Origin of the sequence: Aeromonas sp. ANP5, assembly GCF_963870295.1 — a bacterium.
Taxonomy (GTDB): domain Bacteria; phylum Pseudomonadota; class Gammaproteobacteria; order Enterobacterales; family Aeromonadaceae; genus Aeromonas; species Aeromonas veronii.
In genome coordinates this window covers 11,183-29,224 of record NZ_CAWMRY010000051.1, presented here as the reverse complement: position 1 = coordinate 29,224, position 18,042 = coordinate 11,183, and the positions used below count along the sequence as shown (strand labels likewise).

Genomic DNA, 18,042 nt, shown 5'->3' with positions numbered 1-18,042 from the left:
CGGGACATATTCTTCAAAAAGGCCCTCGGCTGACGCCAAGGGCCTTTCTTGTTTCTCACAAACTGGGCATAAACCACACGCGCCCCGCAGCTTCGATGCGGTCGGTGCGGATCTGGAATACCTGCGCCAGCAGCGCCTCATCCACCAGCTCGACACCCCCTTCGCGCACCACCGCGCCCCCTTGCAGGCAGAGAATTCGGTCGGCCCAGTCGATGGCCAGATTGATATCGTGGATGGCGAGCACCACCAGCAAACCCTGAGCGGCCAGGGTTTTCAGCAAGCGCAATAGCGCCAGCTGATGATGCAGATCGAGCCCCGCCAGCGGCTCGTCCAGCAGCAGCACCTTGCCGGTCGGATTGAGGACCGGCCACACCTGCAGCAGGGTGCGGGCAATCAGCACCCGCTGCTGCTCGCCCCCCGACAACCGGCTGAAGTCACGAGCCAGCAAAGCTTCCAGCTCCAATGCCTCGCACAGTGCGTTTATCGCCTCATTCTGTCTGGCGGGCGCAACCGCCTCATCGAACCCCAGGCTCAACACCTGAAACACCGGAATATGAAACAGCTGGGGCTGACGCTGGGGCAACATGGCGCGCCGTTTGGCAAGCTCGGGCCAACTCATGTCAGTAAGTACTCCCCCCCCCAGCAGCACTGTGCCATCGGCGGGTAAAATCCCCGCCAGCGCCCCGAGCAGGGTCGACTTGCCACTGCCATTGGGACCAAGCAGCGCCACCAGCTGGCCACCATGCCAGCGGATATCCAGGGGAGAGAGCCGTCCAGCAATGGCGAGTGCGCGCGCCTCCAGCAGCGGCGCAGCAGCACGAGAAGAAACCGGCATGGGATCAGCGGGTGACATCGGCATCTTGCCTCAACAACGGGTAAATAAGGAGACTGCGCGCCCCGACCAAATCATGCAGATATTTATGCAGCACCATCGGCAGTTTGCCTCAATAGCAGGTAGATAAAGAGCGGCGCCCCCACCGAGGCGGTGATGACGCCGATAGGCAACTCCCCCGCGCTCAGGGTGGATCGAGCAACCAGATCGGCCGCCAGCAGCAGGGCCCCGCCGCCAAGCGCCGAAGCAGGCAGCAGAAAGCGCTGATCGCTGCCACCGCAGAGCCGCAGCAGATGGGGCACCACCAACCCGACAAAACCGATCACGCCGCACAATGACACCGCCACACCGGTCAGCAGACAGACCGCCAGCACCAGCCACACCCGCATCTTGTCGACATCCATCCCCATCAGGCGGGCCTGAGTCTCCCCCAACAACAACTGTTGCAGCGCCTTGCCCTGCCAGCAGAGCCAGCCCAGGGTAAGCGGCAGCACCAGCCACCACCAGCCGAACTGCTGGCTGCCGTAAGAGAGGCTCCCCATCATCCAGAACATGAATTCACGCAAGGAGCCATCGTCGGCAAAGTACATCAACCAGGTCATGGCGGCATTGGTGAGAATACCGATGGCGACGCCAAACAGCAGCAAGCGGGCATGACCGAGACGCGCCCGGCGAGCCAGCCGAATGAGCAACATGGTCACCAGCAAGGCGCCACCGAAGGCCGCCAGCGACAGCCCCCAGCCTGGCAGATAGAGGCCGAGGGATTTGGCCACCGCCATCGCCACCATGGCGGCAAGGCCTGCCCCGCTTGAAACGCCAAGCAACCCGGGTTCGGCCACCGGGTTGTGCAGCATCACCTGCAACACGGCGCCGCCACAAGCAAGCGCGGCGCCAGCCAAGAGGGCCAGCAAGGCGCGCGGCAGGCGCAGCTCCAGCAGGATGCGCTGTTCGAGATCGCCAAGGGGCTGCCAGGGCAGCAGCACAAACTCGCCCCAGACGAGGGAGAAGAGAAACAGCAGCAGGGTCAGCAGCGTCAGGCCACAGAGCCAGCGCCGCTGCCAGCGCTGCTGGCGGGCGATAAGGGAGAGGTACAAGGAGGATCCCCGAATAACAAGGCTTCCCCCCGGCCCTGTCACAGCGCCGGGGGGAAGCAGGAAAAGGGCATGATAACAGTGGCTTGCCACCCAAGGTCAAGGCTGGTAACGCTTGGCCATCACACTTATCTCGCCGCTGGCCACCAGATTTTGCAGCGCCACGAGCAAGGGCTGGCGCAGTGACTGGTGAGGTGAGTGCTTGCTCATCCCCAGATAGAGGGTCACCGGCGTGGCGGGGCGGTAGTCCGCCTTGCCTATCCGGCTGGCATTTCCCTTACTCAGGGCATAGTCCACCTGACAGTCGGTGCCAATCATCAGCGGCAGGTGACCGCGCTGCACCATGCGCAGCAGCTGATCTTCGGTGGGTACTCCGTGCTTGTCGAGGCGGCTGTCACTGTTGAAGGGCTCAAAGTAGGCGGAGTTGAGCACATAGCCCACCTTCACCCCCTGCAGATCGCGGTATTGGTGGATCCGGGCCACATTGACCGGCTGACCATAAAACGCGGGCCAGCACTGGTAGTAGGCAGGCTGCAGATAGTCGATAAACTGCGCCCGCTCGGCGGTATAGGCGAGGCCAATCATCAGATCGACCTGACCGGTCTGCATCTGCTTGAGCGCCCTGCCCCACGGCATCCGCCGTACCTGCAACTCAATGCCGCTCGCCTGTTGCAACCGGCGCAGGATGTCCATGTCGAGCCCCTGCAACCGGCCATCCGCTTGCAGGATGCGAAATGGCGGCCACAGATCGGTGGCCACCGTCAGCGTCGGGGTCGCTCGCACCGGCATGGCAAATAACAGTAACAACACAATCCCGCATAACTTGCCCATCCCGTCGCATACCTCGCACGGCTTATCCTGTTGGTTAAAAATACCCTCCCGCACCACGTATGAAAACCCGTGGTTCAGGGATAAAATGCGCCGGATTTTCAAGGAGAACCCTATGAACCCGATTTTCGCCAGTATCGGTCTGCTGCTCTGCAGCAACGTCTTTATGACCTTCGCCTGGTACGCTCACCTCAAGAGCATGAACCATAAACCCTGGATCATTGCCGCCCTGGTGAGCTGGGGTATCGCCCTGTTCGAATACCTGCTGCAAGTGCCCGCCAACCGCATCGGCCATACGGTGATGAGCGTGGGCCAGCTGAAAATCCTGCAAGAAGTGATCACACTCACCGTATTCGTCCCCTTCTCTATCTTCTATCTCAAGGAAGATCTGAAATGGGACTATCTCTGGGCAGGGCTCTGCATTCTCGGTGCGGTCTTTTTTGTCTTTCGCGAGAAACTGACCGGCGCCTGAGGCTGTACACTCAATATCATCCCGCTCATGGCATCTCATTGATTCGACGAGGCAAAAAATGGAATTGCGAGACATGTTACAGATCCTGGCCAAGCAGGATGGCTCAGACCTCTATCTGTCGACCGGCGCGCCCCCCTGCGCCAAATTTAACGGCGGCCTGCGCCCCCTCAACGAAACGCCGCTGGAACCGGGTGAAGTGGCGCGGATCGCCGCCGAGATCATGGATGGCGAGCAGAAGCAGCAGTTCGAGAAGGATCTGGAGATGAACCTCGCCATCTCCCTGCCCCAGATCGGCCGCTTTCGGGTCAACATCTTCAAGCAGCGCAACGAAGTCTCTCTGGTGGCCCGCAACATCAAGACCGAAATCCCCCGCTTTGAAGATCTCAAACTCCCGCCTGTGCTGCTCGACACCATCATGGAGAAACGCGGTCTGGTACTGTTTGTCGGCGGTACCGGCTCGGGTAAATCCACTTCGCTAGCGGCGCTTATCGACCATCGCAACCGCAACAGCGGCGGCCACATCATCACCATCGAGGATCCGGTAGAGTTCGTTCATCGTCACCGCAAGAGCATCATCAACCAGCGGGAGGTTGGCGTGGATACCCGCAGCTTCCACGCAGCCCTGAAAAACACCCTGCGTCAGGCGCCGGACGTCATTCTTATCGGCGAGATCCGCGATCGCGAGACCATGGAACATGCGCTGGCCTTCTCCGAAACCGGTCACCTTGCCATCTCCACCCTGCACGCCAACAACGCCAACCAGGCGCTGGATCGCATCATCAACTTCTTCCCCGAGGAGCGTCGTCCGCAACTGCTCAACGATCTGGGCAACAACCTCAAGGCCTTTGTCTCCCAGCGGCTGGTGAAAACCACTGATGGCGGCCGCCGGGCCGCAGTGGAGATCATGCTCGGCACCCACACCATCCGCGACATGATCAAGCGCGGCGAATTTGGCGGCCTCAAAGAGGTGATGGAGAAATCCAAGGCCCTCGGTATGGTCACCTTCGACAGTGCACTGTTCGATCTGGTGGTGGAAGGGGTGATTGAGGAAGAAGAGGCGGTGAAAAACGCCGACTCGGCCAACAACCTGCGCCTCAAGATCAAGCTGTGGAAGGAGAAGGGACAGATTGCCAGCAGCAGCGATGCCACCGGCTGGAGCCTCGAACCCACCAAGGACGAGAAGGGCGATTTTTTCTAACTAGCCCCTCGAGAACCCCGGGCCAGCCCGGGGTTCTCTTTATCCAGCATGGCTGGCCCGACTTATCCGCTCAGCCCACGCAGATCACAGCCAGTCAGCACCAACGGCGAACGCGCTGGCAATACGCCACATACTCGTCGCCGAAACGGGCGCGTAGCAGCCGCTCCTCCGGCATTATCTGGAAGCGGGTCAGCCAGGCCACCAGCACGATTGGCCCAACCCAGATCCAACTTCCACCGAGATAACAGCCCCAGGCGGCCAGCCAGCAGAGCAAGCCCAGATACATGGGATTGCGGCTGACACGATAAACGCCGCAGGTTACCAGACGACTGGTGTGCTGAGGTTTGGTGGGGCTGACCGTGGTCTGGTGGTGACGAAATCGTTGCAGGGCCCCAAAGCCCATGATGGCCCCCGCCACGACCAGCACAGCAATCAGCGCCATTGCCCAGATGCCGGGCTGGCTCTCCCCTCTTAGCCACCACATGGCCCCAGCACAGAGCAGGAAGATCAGCGGTGGTGGCAAACGTAACTCAAGATTGACCATTTTATTCCCCTGACGAGTGTCGGCCGAACCCGTGTTGCGGTAGACTCCCAACCAGTCAGCGCCTGTTGAGAGTGACAAAGATCATAATAATAACAACAAGTTGTGGTTAAACCACCACCAATGTGGCCGACCCCGTCCAAACTATCCAACGCGAACAACAAAAAGGAATCACCATGCACAAGAAAACTCTGCTGGCTACCCTGATCTTCGGCCTGCTCGCGGGCCAAGCCGTTGCGGCTCCCTATCTGCCCCTTGCGACGGATCATCGCAGCGGCCAGGAGCAAACCGCCAGCAACGCCTGGTTGGAAGTGGATCTGGGCGCCTTTGAACACAATATCCAGACCCTCAAGGATCGCCTCGGCGACAAGGGCCCGCAGATCTGCGCCATCATGAAGGCCGACGCTTATGGTCATGGCATCGACCTGCTGGTCCCCTCCGTGGTCAAGGCCAATATCCCCTGCATCGGCATCGCCAGCAACGAAGAGGCGCGCATCGCCCGCGAGAAGGGCTTTACCGGCCGTCTGATGCGGGTGCGTGCTGCCACCCCGGATGAAGTAGAGCAGGCCCTGCCCTACAAGATGGAGGAGCTGATCGGCAGTCTGGTGAGTGCCCAAGGTATCGCCGATATCGCCCAGCGCCACCACACCACCATTCCGGTTCATATCGCGCTCAACTCCGCCGGCATGAGCCGCAACGGCATCGACCTGCGTCTGGCCGATGCCAAGCAGGATGCGCTGGCCATGCTCAAGCTAAAGGGGATCACCCCGGTCGGCATCATGACCCACTTCCCGGTTGAGGAAAAAGAGGACGTCAAGATGGGACTGGCCCAGTTCAAACTGGACTCCCAGTGGCTGCTGGAAGCGGGCAAGCTGGATCGCAGCAAGATCACCATCCACGCCGCCAACTCCTTCGCCACTCTGGCCGTGCCGGACGCCTACTTCGACATGGTGCGCCCGGGCGGCCTGCTCTACGGTGACTCCATCCCCTCCCACACCGAATACAAGCGGGTGATGGCATTCAAGACCCAGGTCGCCTCGGTCAACCACTATGCGGCAGGTAACACCGTCGGTTATGACCGCACCTTTACTCTCAAGCGTGACTCCTGGCTCGCCAACCTGCCGCTGGGCTACTCCGATGGCTATCGCCGCGCCCTCAGCAACAAGGCCTATGTGCTGATCCAGGGTCAGAAGGTGCCGGTGGTCGGCAAGACTTCCATGAACACCATCATGGTGGATGTGACTGATCTGAAAGGGGTGAAACCCGGCGACGAGGTGGTGCTGTTTGGCCGTCAGGGTGACGCCGAAGTGAAACAGGCTGATCTGGAGGAGTACAACGGCGCCCTGCTGGCGGACATGTACACCATCTGGGGCTACACCAACCCCAAGAAGATCAAACGCTGATCACGCGATATGAAAAAGGGCTCCCGCGGGAGCCCTTGTTGTTATTGCTTAATTATCTGCCGCGCTCAAGCGGCCTTTTTACGGGTCACAAACAGACTCAGCCCCATGGATGCCAGCAGGATCAACGCGACTACGCCCAGTGCTATGCCGGTCGGGATCTTGAAGATATCCAGCAGCAGCATCTTGACCCCGATAAACATCAGGATCAGCGCCAGACCGTATTTGAGCAGGGCGAAGCGATCAGCCACACCCGCCAGCAGGAAGTACATGGCACGCAGACCCATGATGGCGAAGATGTTGGAGGTCAGCACGATGAAGGGATCCGTGGTCACCGCGAAGATGGCCGGGATACTGTCCACCGCAAAGATGAGATCGCTCACCTCCACCAGCACCAGGATCAACAGCAGCGGAGTGGCATAGCGCACACCGTCACGCCAGACGAAGAACTTCTCCCCTTCCAGGGTCTCGGTCACCTTGAAGCGACGGCGCATCCAGCCCAGCAGCGGGTTGTTGGCGAGATCAGGCTCCTTGTCGGCCGCCCACAGCATTTTGGCACCGGTCAGCAGCAGGAAAGCGCCAAACAGATAGAGGATCCAGTGGAACTGCTCGATAAGCCAGCTACCGGCGAACACCATACCGGCACGCATCACGATGGCACCCAGTACCCCGTACAGCAGCACCCGGCGCTGCAGCTCGGCCGGAATGGCAAAGTAGCCGAACAGCATCAGCCAGACGAAGACGTTGTCCACTGCCAGCGCTTTCTCGATGAGGTAGCCGGTAAGGAACTCCAGCCCCTTCTGGTTGGCAATCTCACGGCCCGCGCTGTGATCGAGCCAGAGCCAGATAGCCAGGTTGAAGAGCAGCGCCACGCTGACCCAGATGAGGGACCAGACACCCGCCTCTTTGAGGGACACCTTGTGTGACTTGCCGCCACCGACAAAGCGTATGTCTATCCATAACAGGACCAGCACTATGCTGAAGAAACCGGTCCACATCCACCATTCACCCATGTTCACTTCTCCCAAAAACGACAAAACCCACGACCGAGAGGCGTGGGTTTGCGTTTGGAGCAGATACACCTTGCCTCTCGGCAAGGTCTCACTTACAGCTGATTTTCATCGACTGCCCGGCTGCCGGGTGCACTGCAGGATATGGGTGCACCGTAATGACGACAAACCGGCGAGAAGTTACTCCCCTTGTTGCGCGGATAGTAGCAGCGGTAAAAGATAACGCCAAGAGGCATCTTCACTGCCGTCAAAAATAAATCGGGGCCCCATCAAGGAGCCCCGCAAGCAGGTTCAACACATGCCCATCAGAGCGGATCGACCTTGAGGCAGGAGACTGCGTGATCGAAATTCCCCTCCAGCACGGGGCGGGTCTTGGCACACTCGGGGCCAGCCACCGGGCAGCGGGTGCGGAACACGCAACCGGACGGCGGGTTCATTGGCGATGGCAAGTCCCCCTCCAGGATCTGGATCACCTTGTTGCGCTCCAGCTCAGGGTCCGGGATTGGCACCGCTGACATCAGCGCCTTGGTGTAGGGGTGCAGCGGATTGGCGAAGATCTCCTTGCGGGTCCCCAGCTCAACGGCGTTGCCCAGATACATCACCAGCACCCGATCGGAGATATGTTTGACCACCGACAGGTCGTGGGCGATGAAGATGAGCGACAGCCCCATCTCCTTTTGCAGGGATTTGAGCAGGTTGACCACCTGCGCCTGAATGGATACGTCAAGTGCCGAGACCGGCTCGTCGCAGATGATCATCTTGGGCTCGAGGATCAGCGCCCGTGCAATCCCGATCCGCTGGCACTGGCCACCGGAGAACTCGTGCGGATAGCGGTTGACCAGGTTGGGCAAGAGCCCCACCTTGCTCATCATGGCGCGCACCTTCTCCTTCACCTCTTCCCGTGGCAGGTTGGGATAGAAGGTGATAAGCGGCTCGGCGATGATGTCGCCGATGGTCATGCGCGGGTTCAGAGAAGCCAGCGGATCCTGGAAGATCATCTGGATCTCTTTGCGCTTCTCGCGCAGGGCATTCTGGTCGAGCTTGGTAAGATCATCCCCCAGCCACACCACCTTGCCCGCTGTCGCCGGCACCAGACCGATGATGGCGCGGGCAAAGGTAGATTTGCCGCAACCGGACTCACCCACCACGCCGAGGGTTTCCCCTTCGTAGAGGCGCAGAGTAACACCATCGACCGCCTTGAGATCGGACGGTTTGGCCCAAGGCCACGCCTTGCCACTCTTGATACTGAAGTGGACCTTGAGGTCAGACACTTCCAACAGCAATTTTTTGTCGGCACCCATTTAGTTGGCTCCCTTGTTCATGGCATCCGAAACCCAGTGACAAGCACGCTCCCGACCGTCGTTGAACGGGGTCAGGATCGGTGACTGCTGGCCGCAAATCTCGCTGACCCGGTGGCAACGCTCCTGGAAGGGGCAACCGGTGGGCAGACGCAGCAGGTTGGGCGGATTGCCCGGGATGGTGGGCAGCACTTCCCCTTCGGTATCGAGGCGGGGAATGGCGCGCAGCAAACCTTCGGTGTAGGGGTGGCTCGGGCGATAGAAGATATCGTCTACCTTGCCGTACTCCATGGTACGACCGGCATACATCACCAGCACCTTGTTGCAGATACCGGCGACCACGCCAAGGTCATGGGTGATCATGATGATGGCGGTGTTGAACTCGCGCTTGAGCTCGTTCATCAGGGTCATGATCTGGGCCTGTACGGTCACGTCGAGTGCGGTGGTCGGTTCGTCGGCGATCAGCAGTTGCGGCCGGCAGAGCAGTGCCATGGCGATCATCACCCGCTGACGCATGCCGCCGGAGAACTCGTGGGGATACATGCCCATCCGCTTGCGTGCTTCGGGGATCTTCACCGCATCAAGCATCCGTACCGACTCTTCGAACGCTTCCGCCTTGCTCACCCCTTTGTGCAGCATCAGCACTTCCATCAGCTGATCCTGCACCTTCATGTAGGGGTTGAGCGAGGTCATGGGGTCCTGGAAGATCATGGCGATCTTCTCGGAGCGGATCTTGTTGAGCTTGGACTCCGGCAGGTTGAGGATCTCTTCGCCCTGAAATTTGGCGGAACCGGTAATAATGCCGTTTTTGGCCAGCAGCCCCATGATGGCAAAGGCCGTCTGGGATTTGCCGGAGCCGGACTCGCCGACGATCCCCAGGGTTTCCCCCGCAGAGAGAGAAAAGTTGAGGTCGTTAACCGCCACCACATTGCCATCCGGGGTCTTGAACTCGACCCGCAGATCTTTCACATCCAGTAACTTCATATAAAAACTCCTTATCGATCTTTCGTGATGCTTTCCTGTCGACCCGATGCTCGATTAACGATCTTTCGGATCGAGGGCGTCACGCAGACCATCCCCGAGGAAGTTGAAGCAAAACAGGGTCACCACCATAAAGCTGGCGGGGAACAGCAGTTGCCAGATGGCCACTTCCATCGACTTGGAGCCTTCATCCAGCAGGGCACCCCAGCTGGTCATCGGTTCCTGAACCCCAAGGCCCAGGAAACTCAGGAAGGATTCAAACATGATCATGCCCGGCACCAGCAAGGTGGCGTAGACGGCCACGATACCGAGTACGTTCGGTACGATGTGACGGGTGATGATCTTCCACTTGGAGACGCCACAGACGTGGGCTGCCTCGATAAACTCCTTGCTCTTGAGGCTGAGAGTCTGGCCGCGCACGATACGCGCCATGTCGAGCCAGCTCACCGCCCCGATGGCGATAAAGATGAGCGCCAGATTGCGGCCAAAGAAGGTGACCAGCATGATGACAAAGAACATGAAGGGGAAGGCGTTGAGGATTTCCAGTACCCGCATCATCAGGCTGTCGACCCGCCCGCCGATAAAGCCGGAAGCCGCGCCATACAGGGTGCCGATGATGACCGCTACCATGGCGCCCATGATGCCGACCATCAGGGAGATGCGACCGCCCAGCAGGGTGCGCACGAACAGATCGCGCCCCAGGCTGTCGGTACCAAAGTAGTGACCCGCTTCCATATCGGGCGGCGACTGCATGGCGCCCCAGTCCGGATCGTCAAAGGTGTATTGGGACAAATGGGGGCCAAAGATGACCGCCAGACCGATGATGGTCAGAATGATCAGGCTGGTCAGGGCCGCCTTGTTGCGTAGGAAACGGCGACGGGCATCCTTCCACAGGGAGCGCCCCTCCACCACTTCCACTTTTTGCGCGAACGCCTCGACGGCATCGCGTTTTTCAGTTGAAACAACCATGATGAACTCCCGAATTAGTAACGGATCTTGGGATCGATAAAGGCGTAGAGAATATCGACCACAGCGTTAAAGGTGATGGTGAGGGCGCCGACCAGAATGGTCAGACCGAGCACCATGGAGTAATCACGGTTAAGGGCACCGTTGACGAACAGCTGACCGATCCCCGGCAGGCCGAAGATGGTCTCGATCACCACGGAACCTGTGATGATGCCGACAAAGGCCGGGCCCAGATAAGAGACCACCGGCAACATAGCCGGACGCAGCGCGTGTTTCAGGATGATGTGGCGCAGCGGCAAGCCCTTGGCACGGGCGGTACGGATGAAGTTGGAGTTCATGGTCTCGATCATGCTGCCCCGCATGATCCGCGAGATGGCAGAGATGTAGTACATCATCATGCCGAACACCGGCAGCACCATAAACTGGATGCCGCCACCCTGCCATCCACCGGCAGGGAACCAACCCAGATGAATACTGAAAAACAGCACCAGCAAGGGCGCCAGCACAAAGCCCGGGATCACCACCCCGGCCATGGCCGACGACATCAGCAGATAGTCGATGATGGTGTTCTGTTTCAGGGCCGCTATGGTGCCGAAGGTGACCCCCAGCAGCACGGCGAAGAAGAAGGCCGTGGTCCCGATCTTGGCGGAAACAGGCAGCGCCTGGCTCACCAGATCATTGACGGTGAAATCCTTGTATTTGAAAGAGGGGCCCAAATCACCCTGCACCAGGTTGCCCAGGTAGGTGAGATATTGCATGCCAATGGGTTTGTCGAGCCCGTATTTGGCCTCGATATTGGCGATAACTTCGGGGGGCAGTGAACGCTCGCTGGTAAAGGGGTTACCCGGGGCGAAACGCATCATGAAGAAAGAGACGGTGATCAAGACCAGCAGAGTCGGGATCGCTTCCAATAGCCGTTTAAAAATGAATTTCAACATAGACATTTCCTGTCCTGTACTGCTTCCAAATGGTCGCGGTTGTAATAAAGGCCCGCCGTCCGGCGGGCCCTGCTTGTTATGCGACTTGTTGCTTTAAATCAGTGAGCAATGATGTACATATCTTTGCTATAGAGGTTATCCAGCGGGTTGGCCGGGTAGCCGCCTACATAGGGTTTGACCATACGGGCAGTCACGTACTGGTAGATGGGGGCGATCGGCATGTCCTTGGCCAGGATCTCTTCAGCCTGGACGTAGAGCTTGTTACGGGCAGCCACATCGACCTGATCACGGGATGAATCCATCAGCTTGTCGAACTCCGGATTGGAGTACTTGCCGTCGTTGTTACCGTGGGTGGTCTGCATCAGATCCAGCATGGAGGAGGCTTCGTTGTAGTCGGCGATCCAGCCGGCACGACCTACGTCAAACTGACCCTGTTTCTTGGTTTCCAGGTAAGTTTTCCACTCCTGGTTGACCAGGCTCACCTGCACGCCCAGCTTCTTCCACATGGAGGCAACGGCCACAGCCACTTTCTTGTGGTTGTCGTCGGTGTTGTAGAGCAGCTCGAACTTCAGCGGCTTGCTGGCATCGAAACCGGCCTCTTGCAGCAGCGCCTTGGCCTTGGCATCACGCTCGGCCTGGGTCATCTTCGACCACTCGGGCGCTACCGGCTTGAAGCCATCGACGAAGTCCGGCACCAGGGTGTAACCCGGCGTCTGACCCTGACCCATCACCTTGTCGGCGATCACGTTGCGATCGATGGCATAGGAGAGCGCAGTACGGACGCGCACATCGTCAAACGGCTTCTTCTTGACGTTGTACTGGTAGTAGTAAGTACCAACATAACCGGTCACTTTCAGCTCGTCCGGCTTCTCTTTCTTCATCTGCTTGAAGCGCTCGATGGGCATCTGATAGGTGATGTCCACTTCGCCCGCCAGATAGCGGCTCAGGTCGGCGTTGGTAGACTGGATGGGCAGATAGACCACCTTGTTGATAATGGTCTTGCCATCGTTCCAGTAGTGCTTGTTGCGCTCCACTTCGACGCGCTCGTTCACCACCCAGTTCTTCAGGGTATAGGCACCGTTGGATACCATATTTTCCGGCTGGGTCCACTTGTCACCGAACTTCTCGATCACCTTCTTCGGTACCGGATAGGTGGTGGTGTGGGAGAGCATGCTGACGAAGTAAGGGATCGCTTTCTCGAGCTGCACTTCGAAGGTGTAGTCGTCGGTCGCCTTCACGCCCAGCGTATCAGCCGGCTTTTTACCTGCGATGATCTCGGAGGCATTGGCAATGGTCGGGATCTCCAGATACCAGGAGTAAGGAGAGGCGGTTTTCGGATCAACGGCACGCTGGAAAGCAAAAACGAAATCGTGGGCAGTGACCGGGTCACCGTTGGACCACTTGGCATCTTTGCGCAGGTGGAAGACGTAGTGCTTGTTATCCTTGGTTTCCCAGGATTCAGCCACCGCCGGGAGAATTTCCCCTTTCGGGCCGGAAGCAACGAGACCCTCGAACAGGTCGCGCAGGATATTGGATTCGACCGTTCCTTCGGTCTTGTGCGGGTCAAGGGTCGCAGGCTCGGAGCCGTTGCCTTTTACCAGTTGCTGGACTTCAGCCAGCTTGGTTCCCGCCGGGACATCGGCAGCCTGAGCCACATTGACGCCACCAAACAGTGCAGCCACCAGCAATGTGTTAATCATTGTTTTTTTATGAGTCATTTCCCTACTCCAACAAGAACATTCCATGCATTTTTTAAAGTGACGGGGTTAAACCCCGCTCCCAGCATAATTCCCTGCCAATTCCGATAATGCAACAGATATTGTCAGGGTAATCGTCATTTTCTGGTCAAAAAATCAGCTGGCGTGCGCTTTTTCAGTATTAAAACACCGGCAAAGCGCTCATTTTTCACACAAACGACCGATTCTAGAAAAGACCGGGCAAAAAGCAACCAATAAAAAGCCGGTCACGAGGACCGGCTTTCATAAAGCGGAGCTGGCTCACATCAAACTGGGGAAAACCCCCTTGATACCGGCCACCATGATCTCGATACCCAGCGACATCATGATAAGACCCATGATACGGGTCACCACGTTGATGCCGGTGTTGCCCATGATCTTGAACAGCAGCGGCGCGGCGCGGAAGATGAGCCAGGAGCAGAAAGAGAAGACAACGACAACCACTGACATGCCGAGCAGCTGCTGCCAGTGGCTCTGGCTGGCATAGACAATCACCGAGGAGATGGCACCGGGGCCCGCCATCAGCGGCAGCGCCAGCGGTACCACGGCGATAGACTCGCGCACCGCCAGTTCACCCTTCTCCTGTTTGTTGTGCTTCACCTCGCCCAGCTTGCCCTGCAGCATCGACCAGGCAATCAGGGTAATCAGCGACCCACCGGCGATCCGGAACGATGCCAGCGAGATGCCAAACCCATCGAGGATCAGCTGCCCCATATACATGGAGACCAGCAGGATCACCATCACCGCGATATTGGCGGTGGTATTGGTTTTCATCCGCTCAGCCTGGGTATGGTGGCTGGTCAGGCTGACAAACACCGGCAACAAACCAAGCGGGTTGATAATTGCGAACAAACCGACAAAAAACTTCAGATACAACGAGACGTCAATTGCTGCCATAGGCGCCTTCCAATAGAGTTTCGGGCCCAGCGGGCCAGTCCATTAATTTCGTGCGTAAATTTACATCATAGCCAGAGCGGGCACCAATCAAATAATCTCACCATTTTGAGGGTTTTTTAGTTAGTTCATCTAATGCATCCGCGCTAACTGGCATAAACCGATGCCAAAAGCCCTTTCTACCGCCCGACACGCGCCAGAAAAGTGAGCGCAAGCCTGCTTAATCATGACCAGAGAGTCCGACGATGACTGACCGAATGACCAAGCGACTCGAGAGAATCCACACTTTGCCTTTCCACTATTTCAGGCCAGACATCACTTCATTGACTCGGTAATAGAGCCACAATGCAAAAACCGGGAAAGGGGGCAGAAATGACCCCCTTGGGGAATAAAGCGGATTAGTCATGGATTAAAACAACAATCATTTTTGCAACAAACGCTGGAATAAAGTGCGTTTGTCGGTGATTTTGAAACCAATTCACTCATATTTGCTAACCTATACCGCCAAAATAGCTCTGTAACACTATGGCTGGGTGCAATTAACCACTTGATAAATGTGGTTTATTGCCCTGCATTAACAAGTCTCTCACCTTTCCCTTTGATGCACATTCCGATAACATCAGTCAAACAAGGATTGTGAAATAAAATTTCTTTTGTTCTTTTGTTACACATGATCCAGATCAAGTTTTTCTGAGTCAGCCCCGCTCTATAATCGACTCAGAAAGCGATTTAGTAAGGCATGTGAAAAAGCTGTTGCAACGATACCGTCTTGACAGGGCGACTATAATTGCCGGGCATTGCCAACGTCTTACTAAACAGTTTTCAAATAATCAGGAGATAAACATGGCAGTAACCAATTTGGCTGAACTGGATGCACTGGTCGCCCGCGTTAAGGAAGCCCAGCGTGAATTCGCCAGCTTCTCTCAAGAGCAGGTAGACAAGATCTTCCGTGCCGCCGCCCTGGCCGCCAACAACGCCCGTATCCCCCTGGCCCAGATGGCCGTGGAAGAATCCGGTATGGGTATCATCGAAGACAAGGTTATCAAGAACCACTTCGCCTCCGAATACATCTACAACAAGTACAAAGACGAGAAGACCTGCGGCATTCTGAGCGAAGATGATCAGATGGGTACCATCACCATCGCCGAGCCGGTAGGTATCATCTGTGGTATCGTTCCGACCACCAACCCGACCTCCACTGCGATCTTCAAATCCATGATCGCGCTCAAGACCCGCAACGCCATCATCTTCTCCCCGCACCCCCGTGCCAAGAACTCCACCAATACCGCTGCCAAGCTGGTACTGGATGCCGCTGTTGCCGCCGGTGCGCCGAAAGACATCATCGGCTGGATCGACCAACCGTCTGTTGAGCTCTCCAACGCCCTGATGAAGCACGAAGACATCAACCTGATCCTGGCCACCGGTGGCCCGGGCATGGTGAAAGCAGCCTACTCCTCCGGTAAGCCTGCTATCGGTGTAGGTGCCGGTAACGTACCTATCGTTATCGACGAAACCGCCGACGTGAAGCGTGCCGTTGCCTCCATCCTGATGTCCAAGACTTTCGATAACGGCGTGGTCTGTGCTTCCGAGCAGGCAGTCATCGTTGTTGATGCCATCTACGACCAGGTTAAAGAGCGCTTTGCATCCCACAAGGGCTACGTGCTCTCCAAAGAAGATGCTGACAAGGTACGTAAAGTCATCCTGATCAACGGTGCCTTGAACGCCAACATCGTTGGCCAGCCAGCTACCAAGATTGCCGAGATGGCAGGCGTAACTGTACCGGCTGATACCAAGATCCTGATCGGTGAAGGCGTCAAGCTGTGTGCAGAAGATGAGTTTGCTCACGAGAAATTGTCCCCGCTGCTCGGTATGTTCCGTGCAAGCAGCTTCGAAAACGCCGTTGATATGGCCTGTGACATGGTCAACATCGGTGGTATCGGCCACACCTCAGGTCTGTACACCGACCAGGACCGCAACGCTGACCGCATCAAGTACTTCGGCGACAAGATGAAGACCGCGCGTATCCTGATCAACACTCCGTCTACCCAAGGCGGTATCGGTGACCTGTACAACTTCGCAATGGCACCGTCCCTGACCCTGGGTTGCGGCTCCTGGAGCGGTAACTCCATCTCCGAAAACGTGGGTCCGAAGCACCTGATCAACAAGAAGACAGTCGCAAAACGGGCAGAAAACATGCTGTGGCACAAACTTCCGAAATCCATCTACTTCCGTCGTGGTTCCCTGCCGATCGCTCTGAGCGACCTGGAAGGTAAAAAGCGTGCCATGGTCGTAACTGACCGCTTCCTGTTCAACAACGGCTACGCCGATGAACTGGTCAGCCTGCTGAAAGCACAGAATATGGAAGTGGAAGTGTTCTACGAAGTAGAAGCTGACCCGACCCTGGCTGTGGTTCGCAAGGGTGCCGAGATGGCCAACTCCTTCAAACCGGACGTTATCCTGGCGCTGGGCGGTGGTTCACCGATGGATGCAGCCAAGATCATGTGGGTGATGTACGAACACCCGAACACTGCGTTCGAAGATCTGGCCATGCGCTTCATGGATATCCGCAAGCGTATCTACAAGTTCCCGAAAATGGGCGTGAAGGCCGAACTGGTCTGTATCACCACCACTTCCGGTACCGGTTCTGAAGTCACTCCGTTTGCAGTAGTAACCGATGAAGTGTCTGGTCAGAAGTATCCGCTGGCTGACTACGAGCTGACCCCGAACATGGCCATCGTTGATGCCAACCTGGTCATGGGCATGCCGAAGTCCCTGTGTGCCTTCGGTGGTATCGATGCCGTGACTCACGCCATGGAAGCTTATGTTTCCGTACTGGCTAACGAGTACTCCGACGGTCAGGCGCTGCAAGCCCTGAAAATGCTGAAAGAGTACCTGCCGTCCAGCTACCAGAACGGTGCCAACGACCCGATCGCTCGTGAGAAGGTGCACAATGCTGCCACCATCGCTGGTATCGCGTTCGCCAACGCCTTCCTGGGTGTGTGCCACTCCATGGCTCACAAACTGGGTGCCGAGTTCCACATTCCGCACGGTCTGGCTAACGCCCTGCTGATCAGCAACGTCATCCGCTACAACGCGAACGACAACCCGACCAAGCAGACTGCGTTCTCCCAGTACGACCGTCCGCAGGCTCGTCGTCGTTACGCCGAAGTCGCTGACCACCTGGGTCTGACTGCTGCCGGTGACCGCACCGCCGCCAAGATCGAGAAGCTGCTGACCTGGCTGGACGAGCTGAAGGCTACCCTGGGTATCCCGGCCTCTATCCGCGAAGCTGGCGTGACTGAAGCTGACTTCCTGGCCAAGGTTGACCAGCTGGCTATCGAAGCTTTCGATGACCAGTGCACCGGCGCCAACCCGCGCTACCCGCTGATCAGCGAGCTGAAGCAAGTTCTGCTGGACTCCTACTACGGTCGTCCGTTCACCGAAGCCGCTCCGGTAACTGCTGCCCCGGTTGAAGCCAAGGTTGAAGGCAAGAAGAAATCCAAGGCCTGATAACCGGTCCTGAGATAACAAGCCCGCGCACTGCGCGGGCTTTTTTTATCTGCCACTTATCACAGCGCTCCTCTCTCCAGCCGATTGCGGTAGTGCAGCCCCGAACTTTCCAACCAACCAACCAACCAACCAACCAACCAACCAACCAACCAACCAACCAACCAACCAACCAACCAACCAACCCGCCCCAGCCAATCCGTTATCGACATCCCAACCTGTGACTCTGTATTGATGGGCCACCTGTGATAACAAGAGCACACTCCATCACCTCCTCTCCCCTACCCACAACGCAACTCAACGCAACGCAAAGCAATTACCCTGACGGGCAGATGTGAGCAGCCAACGCC

General features: G+C 57.6%; 15 protein-coding genes. 4 read left to right on the top strand and 11 right to left on the bottom strand.

Annotated elements, in window-relative coordinates:
* Nucleotides 1-55 precede the first annotated feature (55 nt).
* The 3 genes from AACT07_RS20735 to AACT07_RS20725 all read right to left on the bottom strand — a co-directional run bounded on the left by AACT07_RS20735 (nucleotide 56) and on the right by AACT07_RS20725 (nucleotide 2,754).
* The gene (locus AACT07_RS20735) at nucleotides 56-853 is read right to left on the bottom strand and encodes an ATP-binding cassette domain-containing protein (RefSeq protein WP_069529818.1); all 798 of its coding nucleotides are present in this window, start codon (nucleotides 851-853) and stop codon (nucleotides 56-58) included.
* 65 nt (nucleotides 854-918) lie between these two features.
* On the bottom strand, nucleotides 919-1,926 hold the full coding sequence (btuC, locus tag AACT07_RS20730; protein ID WP_069529817.1) for a vitamin B12 ABC transporter permease BtuC: 1,008 nt from the start codon (nucleotides 1,924-1,926) through the stop codon (nucleotides 919-921).
* Between the two features lie 96 nt (nucleotides 1,927-2,022).
* Nucleotides 2,023-2,754 (bottom strand): substrate-binding periplasmic protein, encoded by a 732-nt coding sequence (locus tag AACT07_RS20725; protein ID WP_069529815.1) that lies wholly within the window; start codon nucleotides 2,752-2,754, stop codon nucleotides 2,023-2,025.
* A 112-nt stretch (nucleotides 2,755-2,866) separates the two neighbouring features.
* On the opposite strand from AACT07_RS20725, the gene AACT07_RS20720 reads away from it, so the two are divergent.
* Together AACT07_RS20720 and tapW are read left to right on the top strand one after the other, a co-directional pair.
* A complete protein-coding gene (locus tag AACT07_RS20720) occupies nucleotides 2,867-3,223 on the top strand; it encodes a DMT family protein (protein ID WP_005353120.1) in 357 nt (118 codons plus the stop codon).
* Between the two features lie 58 nt (nucleotides 3,224-3,281).
* Nucleotides 3,282-4,421 (top strand): type IVa pilus ATPase TapW, encoded by a 1,140-nt coding sequence (gene tapW, locus AACT07_RS20715; RefSeq protein ID WP_005353124.1) that lies wholly within the window; start codon nucleotides 3,282-3,284, stop codon nucleotides 4,419-4,421.
* Between the two features lie 94 nt (nucleotides 4,422-4,515).
* Here the strand turns inward: tapW and AACT07_RS20710 are convergent, their stop codons facing one another.
* On the bottom strand, nucleotides 4,516-4,965 hold the full coding sequence (locus tag AACT07_RS20710) for a methyltransferase family protein (protein ID WP_069529813.1): 450 nt from the start codon (nucleotides 4,963-4,965) through the stop codon (nucleotides 4,516-4,518).
* A gap of 173 nt (nucleotides 4,966-5,138) precedes the next feature.
* On the opposite strand from AACT07_RS20710, the gene alr reads away from it, so the two are divergent.
* The gene (gene alr, locus AACT07_RS20705) at nucleotides 5,139-6,365 is read left to right on the top strand and encodes an alanine racemase (protein WP_069529810.1); all 1,227 of its coding nucleotides are present in this window, start codon (nucleotides 5,139-5,141) and stop codon (nucleotides 6,363-6,365) included.
* Nucleotides 6,366-6,430: 65 nt separating this feature from the next.
* Here the strand turns inward: alr and AACT07_RS20700 are convergent, their stop codons facing one another.
* From AACT07_RS20700 to AACT07_RS20670, 7 genes are all read right to left on the bottom strand, one after another.
* Nucleotides 6,431-7,375 carry a TerC family protein gene (locus AACT07_RS20700; protein ID WP_005337664.1) on the bottom strand — a complete coding sequence of 315 codons (945 nt, stop codon included), beginning with the start codon at nucleotides 7,373-7,375 and terminating at the stop codon, nucleotides 6,431-6,433.
* 302 nt (nucleotides 7,376-7,677) lie between these two features.
* A complete protein-coding gene (oppF, locus tag AACT07_RS20695; protein WP_069529809.1) occupies nucleotides 7,678-8,673 on the bottom strand; it encodes a murein tripeptide/oligopeptide ABC transporter ATP binding protein OppF in 996 nt (331 codons plus the stop codon).
* Nucleotides 8,674-9,654: an ABC transporter ATP-binding protein gene (locus AACT07_RS20690; protein ID WP_005337668.1), complete on the bottom strand. Its 981-nt coding sequence runs from the start codon at nucleotides 9,652-9,654 to the stop codon at nucleotides 8,674-8,676. It abuts the gene before it with no gap.
* Nucleotides 9,655-9,708: 54 nt separating this feature from the next.
* A complete protein-coding gene (gene oppC / locus AACT07_RS20685; protein WP_005347162.1) occupies nucleotides 9,709-10,620 on the bottom strand; it encodes an oligopeptide ABC transporter permease OppC in 912 nt (303 codons plus the stop codon).
* A gap of 14 nt (nucleotides 10,621-10,634) precedes the next feature.
* Nucleotides 10,635-11,555: an oligopeptide ABC transporter permease OppB gene (gene oppB, locus AACT07_RS20680; RefSeq protein WP_005337672.1), complete on the bottom strand. Its 921-nt coding sequence runs from the start codon at nucleotides 11,553-11,555 to the stop codon at nucleotides 10,635-10,637.
* Between the two features lie 98 nt (nucleotides 11,556-11,653).
* On the bottom strand, nucleotides 11,654-13,273 hold the full coding sequence (locus AACT07_RS20675) for an ABC transporter substrate-binding protein (RefSeq protein WP_069529808.1): 1,620 nt from the start codon (nucleotides 13,271-13,273) through the stop codon (nucleotides 11,654-11,656).
* Between the two features lie 279 nt (nucleotides 13,274-13,552).
* Nucleotides 13,553-14,188, bottom strand: coding sequence for a YchE family NAAT transporter (locus tag AACT07_RS20670; RefSeq protein WP_005337678.1), 636 nt, complete (start codon nucleotides 14,186-14,188; stop codon nucleotides 13,553-13,555).
* Nucleotides 14,189-15,028: 840 nt separating this feature from the next.
* On the opposite strand from AACT07_RS20670, the gene adhE reads away from it, so the two are divergent.
* A complete protein-coding gene (adhE, locus tag AACT07_RS20665) occupies nucleotides 15,029-17,695 on the top strand; it encodes a bifunctional acetaldehyde-CoA/alcohol dehydrogenase (protein WP_005361612.1) in 2,667 nt (888 codons plus the stop codon).
* Nucleotides 17,696-18,042: the final 347 nt, after the last annotated feature.

Coding starts and splice junctions, on each gene's coding strand:
- adhE (WP_005361612.1), top strand. CDS start 15,029: ATGGCAGTAACCAATTTGGCTGAACTGGATGCACTGGTCGCCCGCGTT.
- AACT07_RS20725 (WP_069529815.1), bottom strand. CDS start 2,754: ATGGGCAAGTTATGCGGGATTGTGTTGTTACTGTTATTTGCCATGCCG.
- tapW (WP_005353124.1), top strand. CDS start 3,282: ATGGAATTGCGAGACATGTTACAGATCCTGGCCAAGCAGGATGGCTCA.
- AACT07_RS20710 (WP_069529813.1), bottom strand. CDS start 4,965: ATGGTCAATCTTGAGTTACGTTTGCCACCACCGCTGATCTTCCTGCTC.
- AACT07_RS20700 (WP_005337664.1), bottom strand. CDS start 7,375: ATGGGTGAATGGTGGATGTGGACCGGTTTCTTCAGCATAGTGCTGGTC.
- oppB (WP_005337672.1), bottom strand. CDS start 11,555: ATGTTGAAATTCATTTTTAAACGGCTATTGGAAGCGATCCCGACTCTG.
- AACT07_RS20670 (WP_005337678.1), bottom strand. CDS start 14,188: ATGGCAGCAATTGACGTCTCGTTGTATCTGAAGTTTTTTGTCGGTTTG.
- alr (WP_069529810.1), top strand. CDS start 5,139: ATGCACAAGAAAACTCTGCTGGCTACCCTGATCTTCGGCCTGCTCGCG.
- AACT07_RS20675 (WP_069529808.1), bottom strand. CDS start 13,273: ATGACTCATAAAAAAACAATGATTAACACATTGCTGGTGGCTGCACTG.
- AACT07_RS20735 (WP_069529818.1), bottom strand. CDS start 853: ATGTCACCCGCTGATCCCATGCCGGTTTCTTCTCGTGCTGCTGCGCCG.
- oppC (WP_005347162.1), bottom strand. CDS start 10,620: ATGGTTGTTTCAACTGAAAAACGCGATGCCGTCGAGGCGTTCGCGCAA.
- oppF (WP_069529809.1), bottom strand. CDS start 8,673: ATGGGTGCCGACAAAAAATTGCTGTTGGAAGTGTCTGACCTCAAGGTC.
- AACT07_RS20720 (WP_005353120.1), top strand. CDS start 2,867: ATGAACCCGATTTTCGCCAGTATCGGTCTGCTGCTCTGCAGCAACGTC.
- AACT07_RS20690 (WP_005337668.1), bottom strand. CDS start 9,654: ATGAAGTTACTGGATGTGAAAGATCTGCGGGTCGAGTTCAAGACCCCG.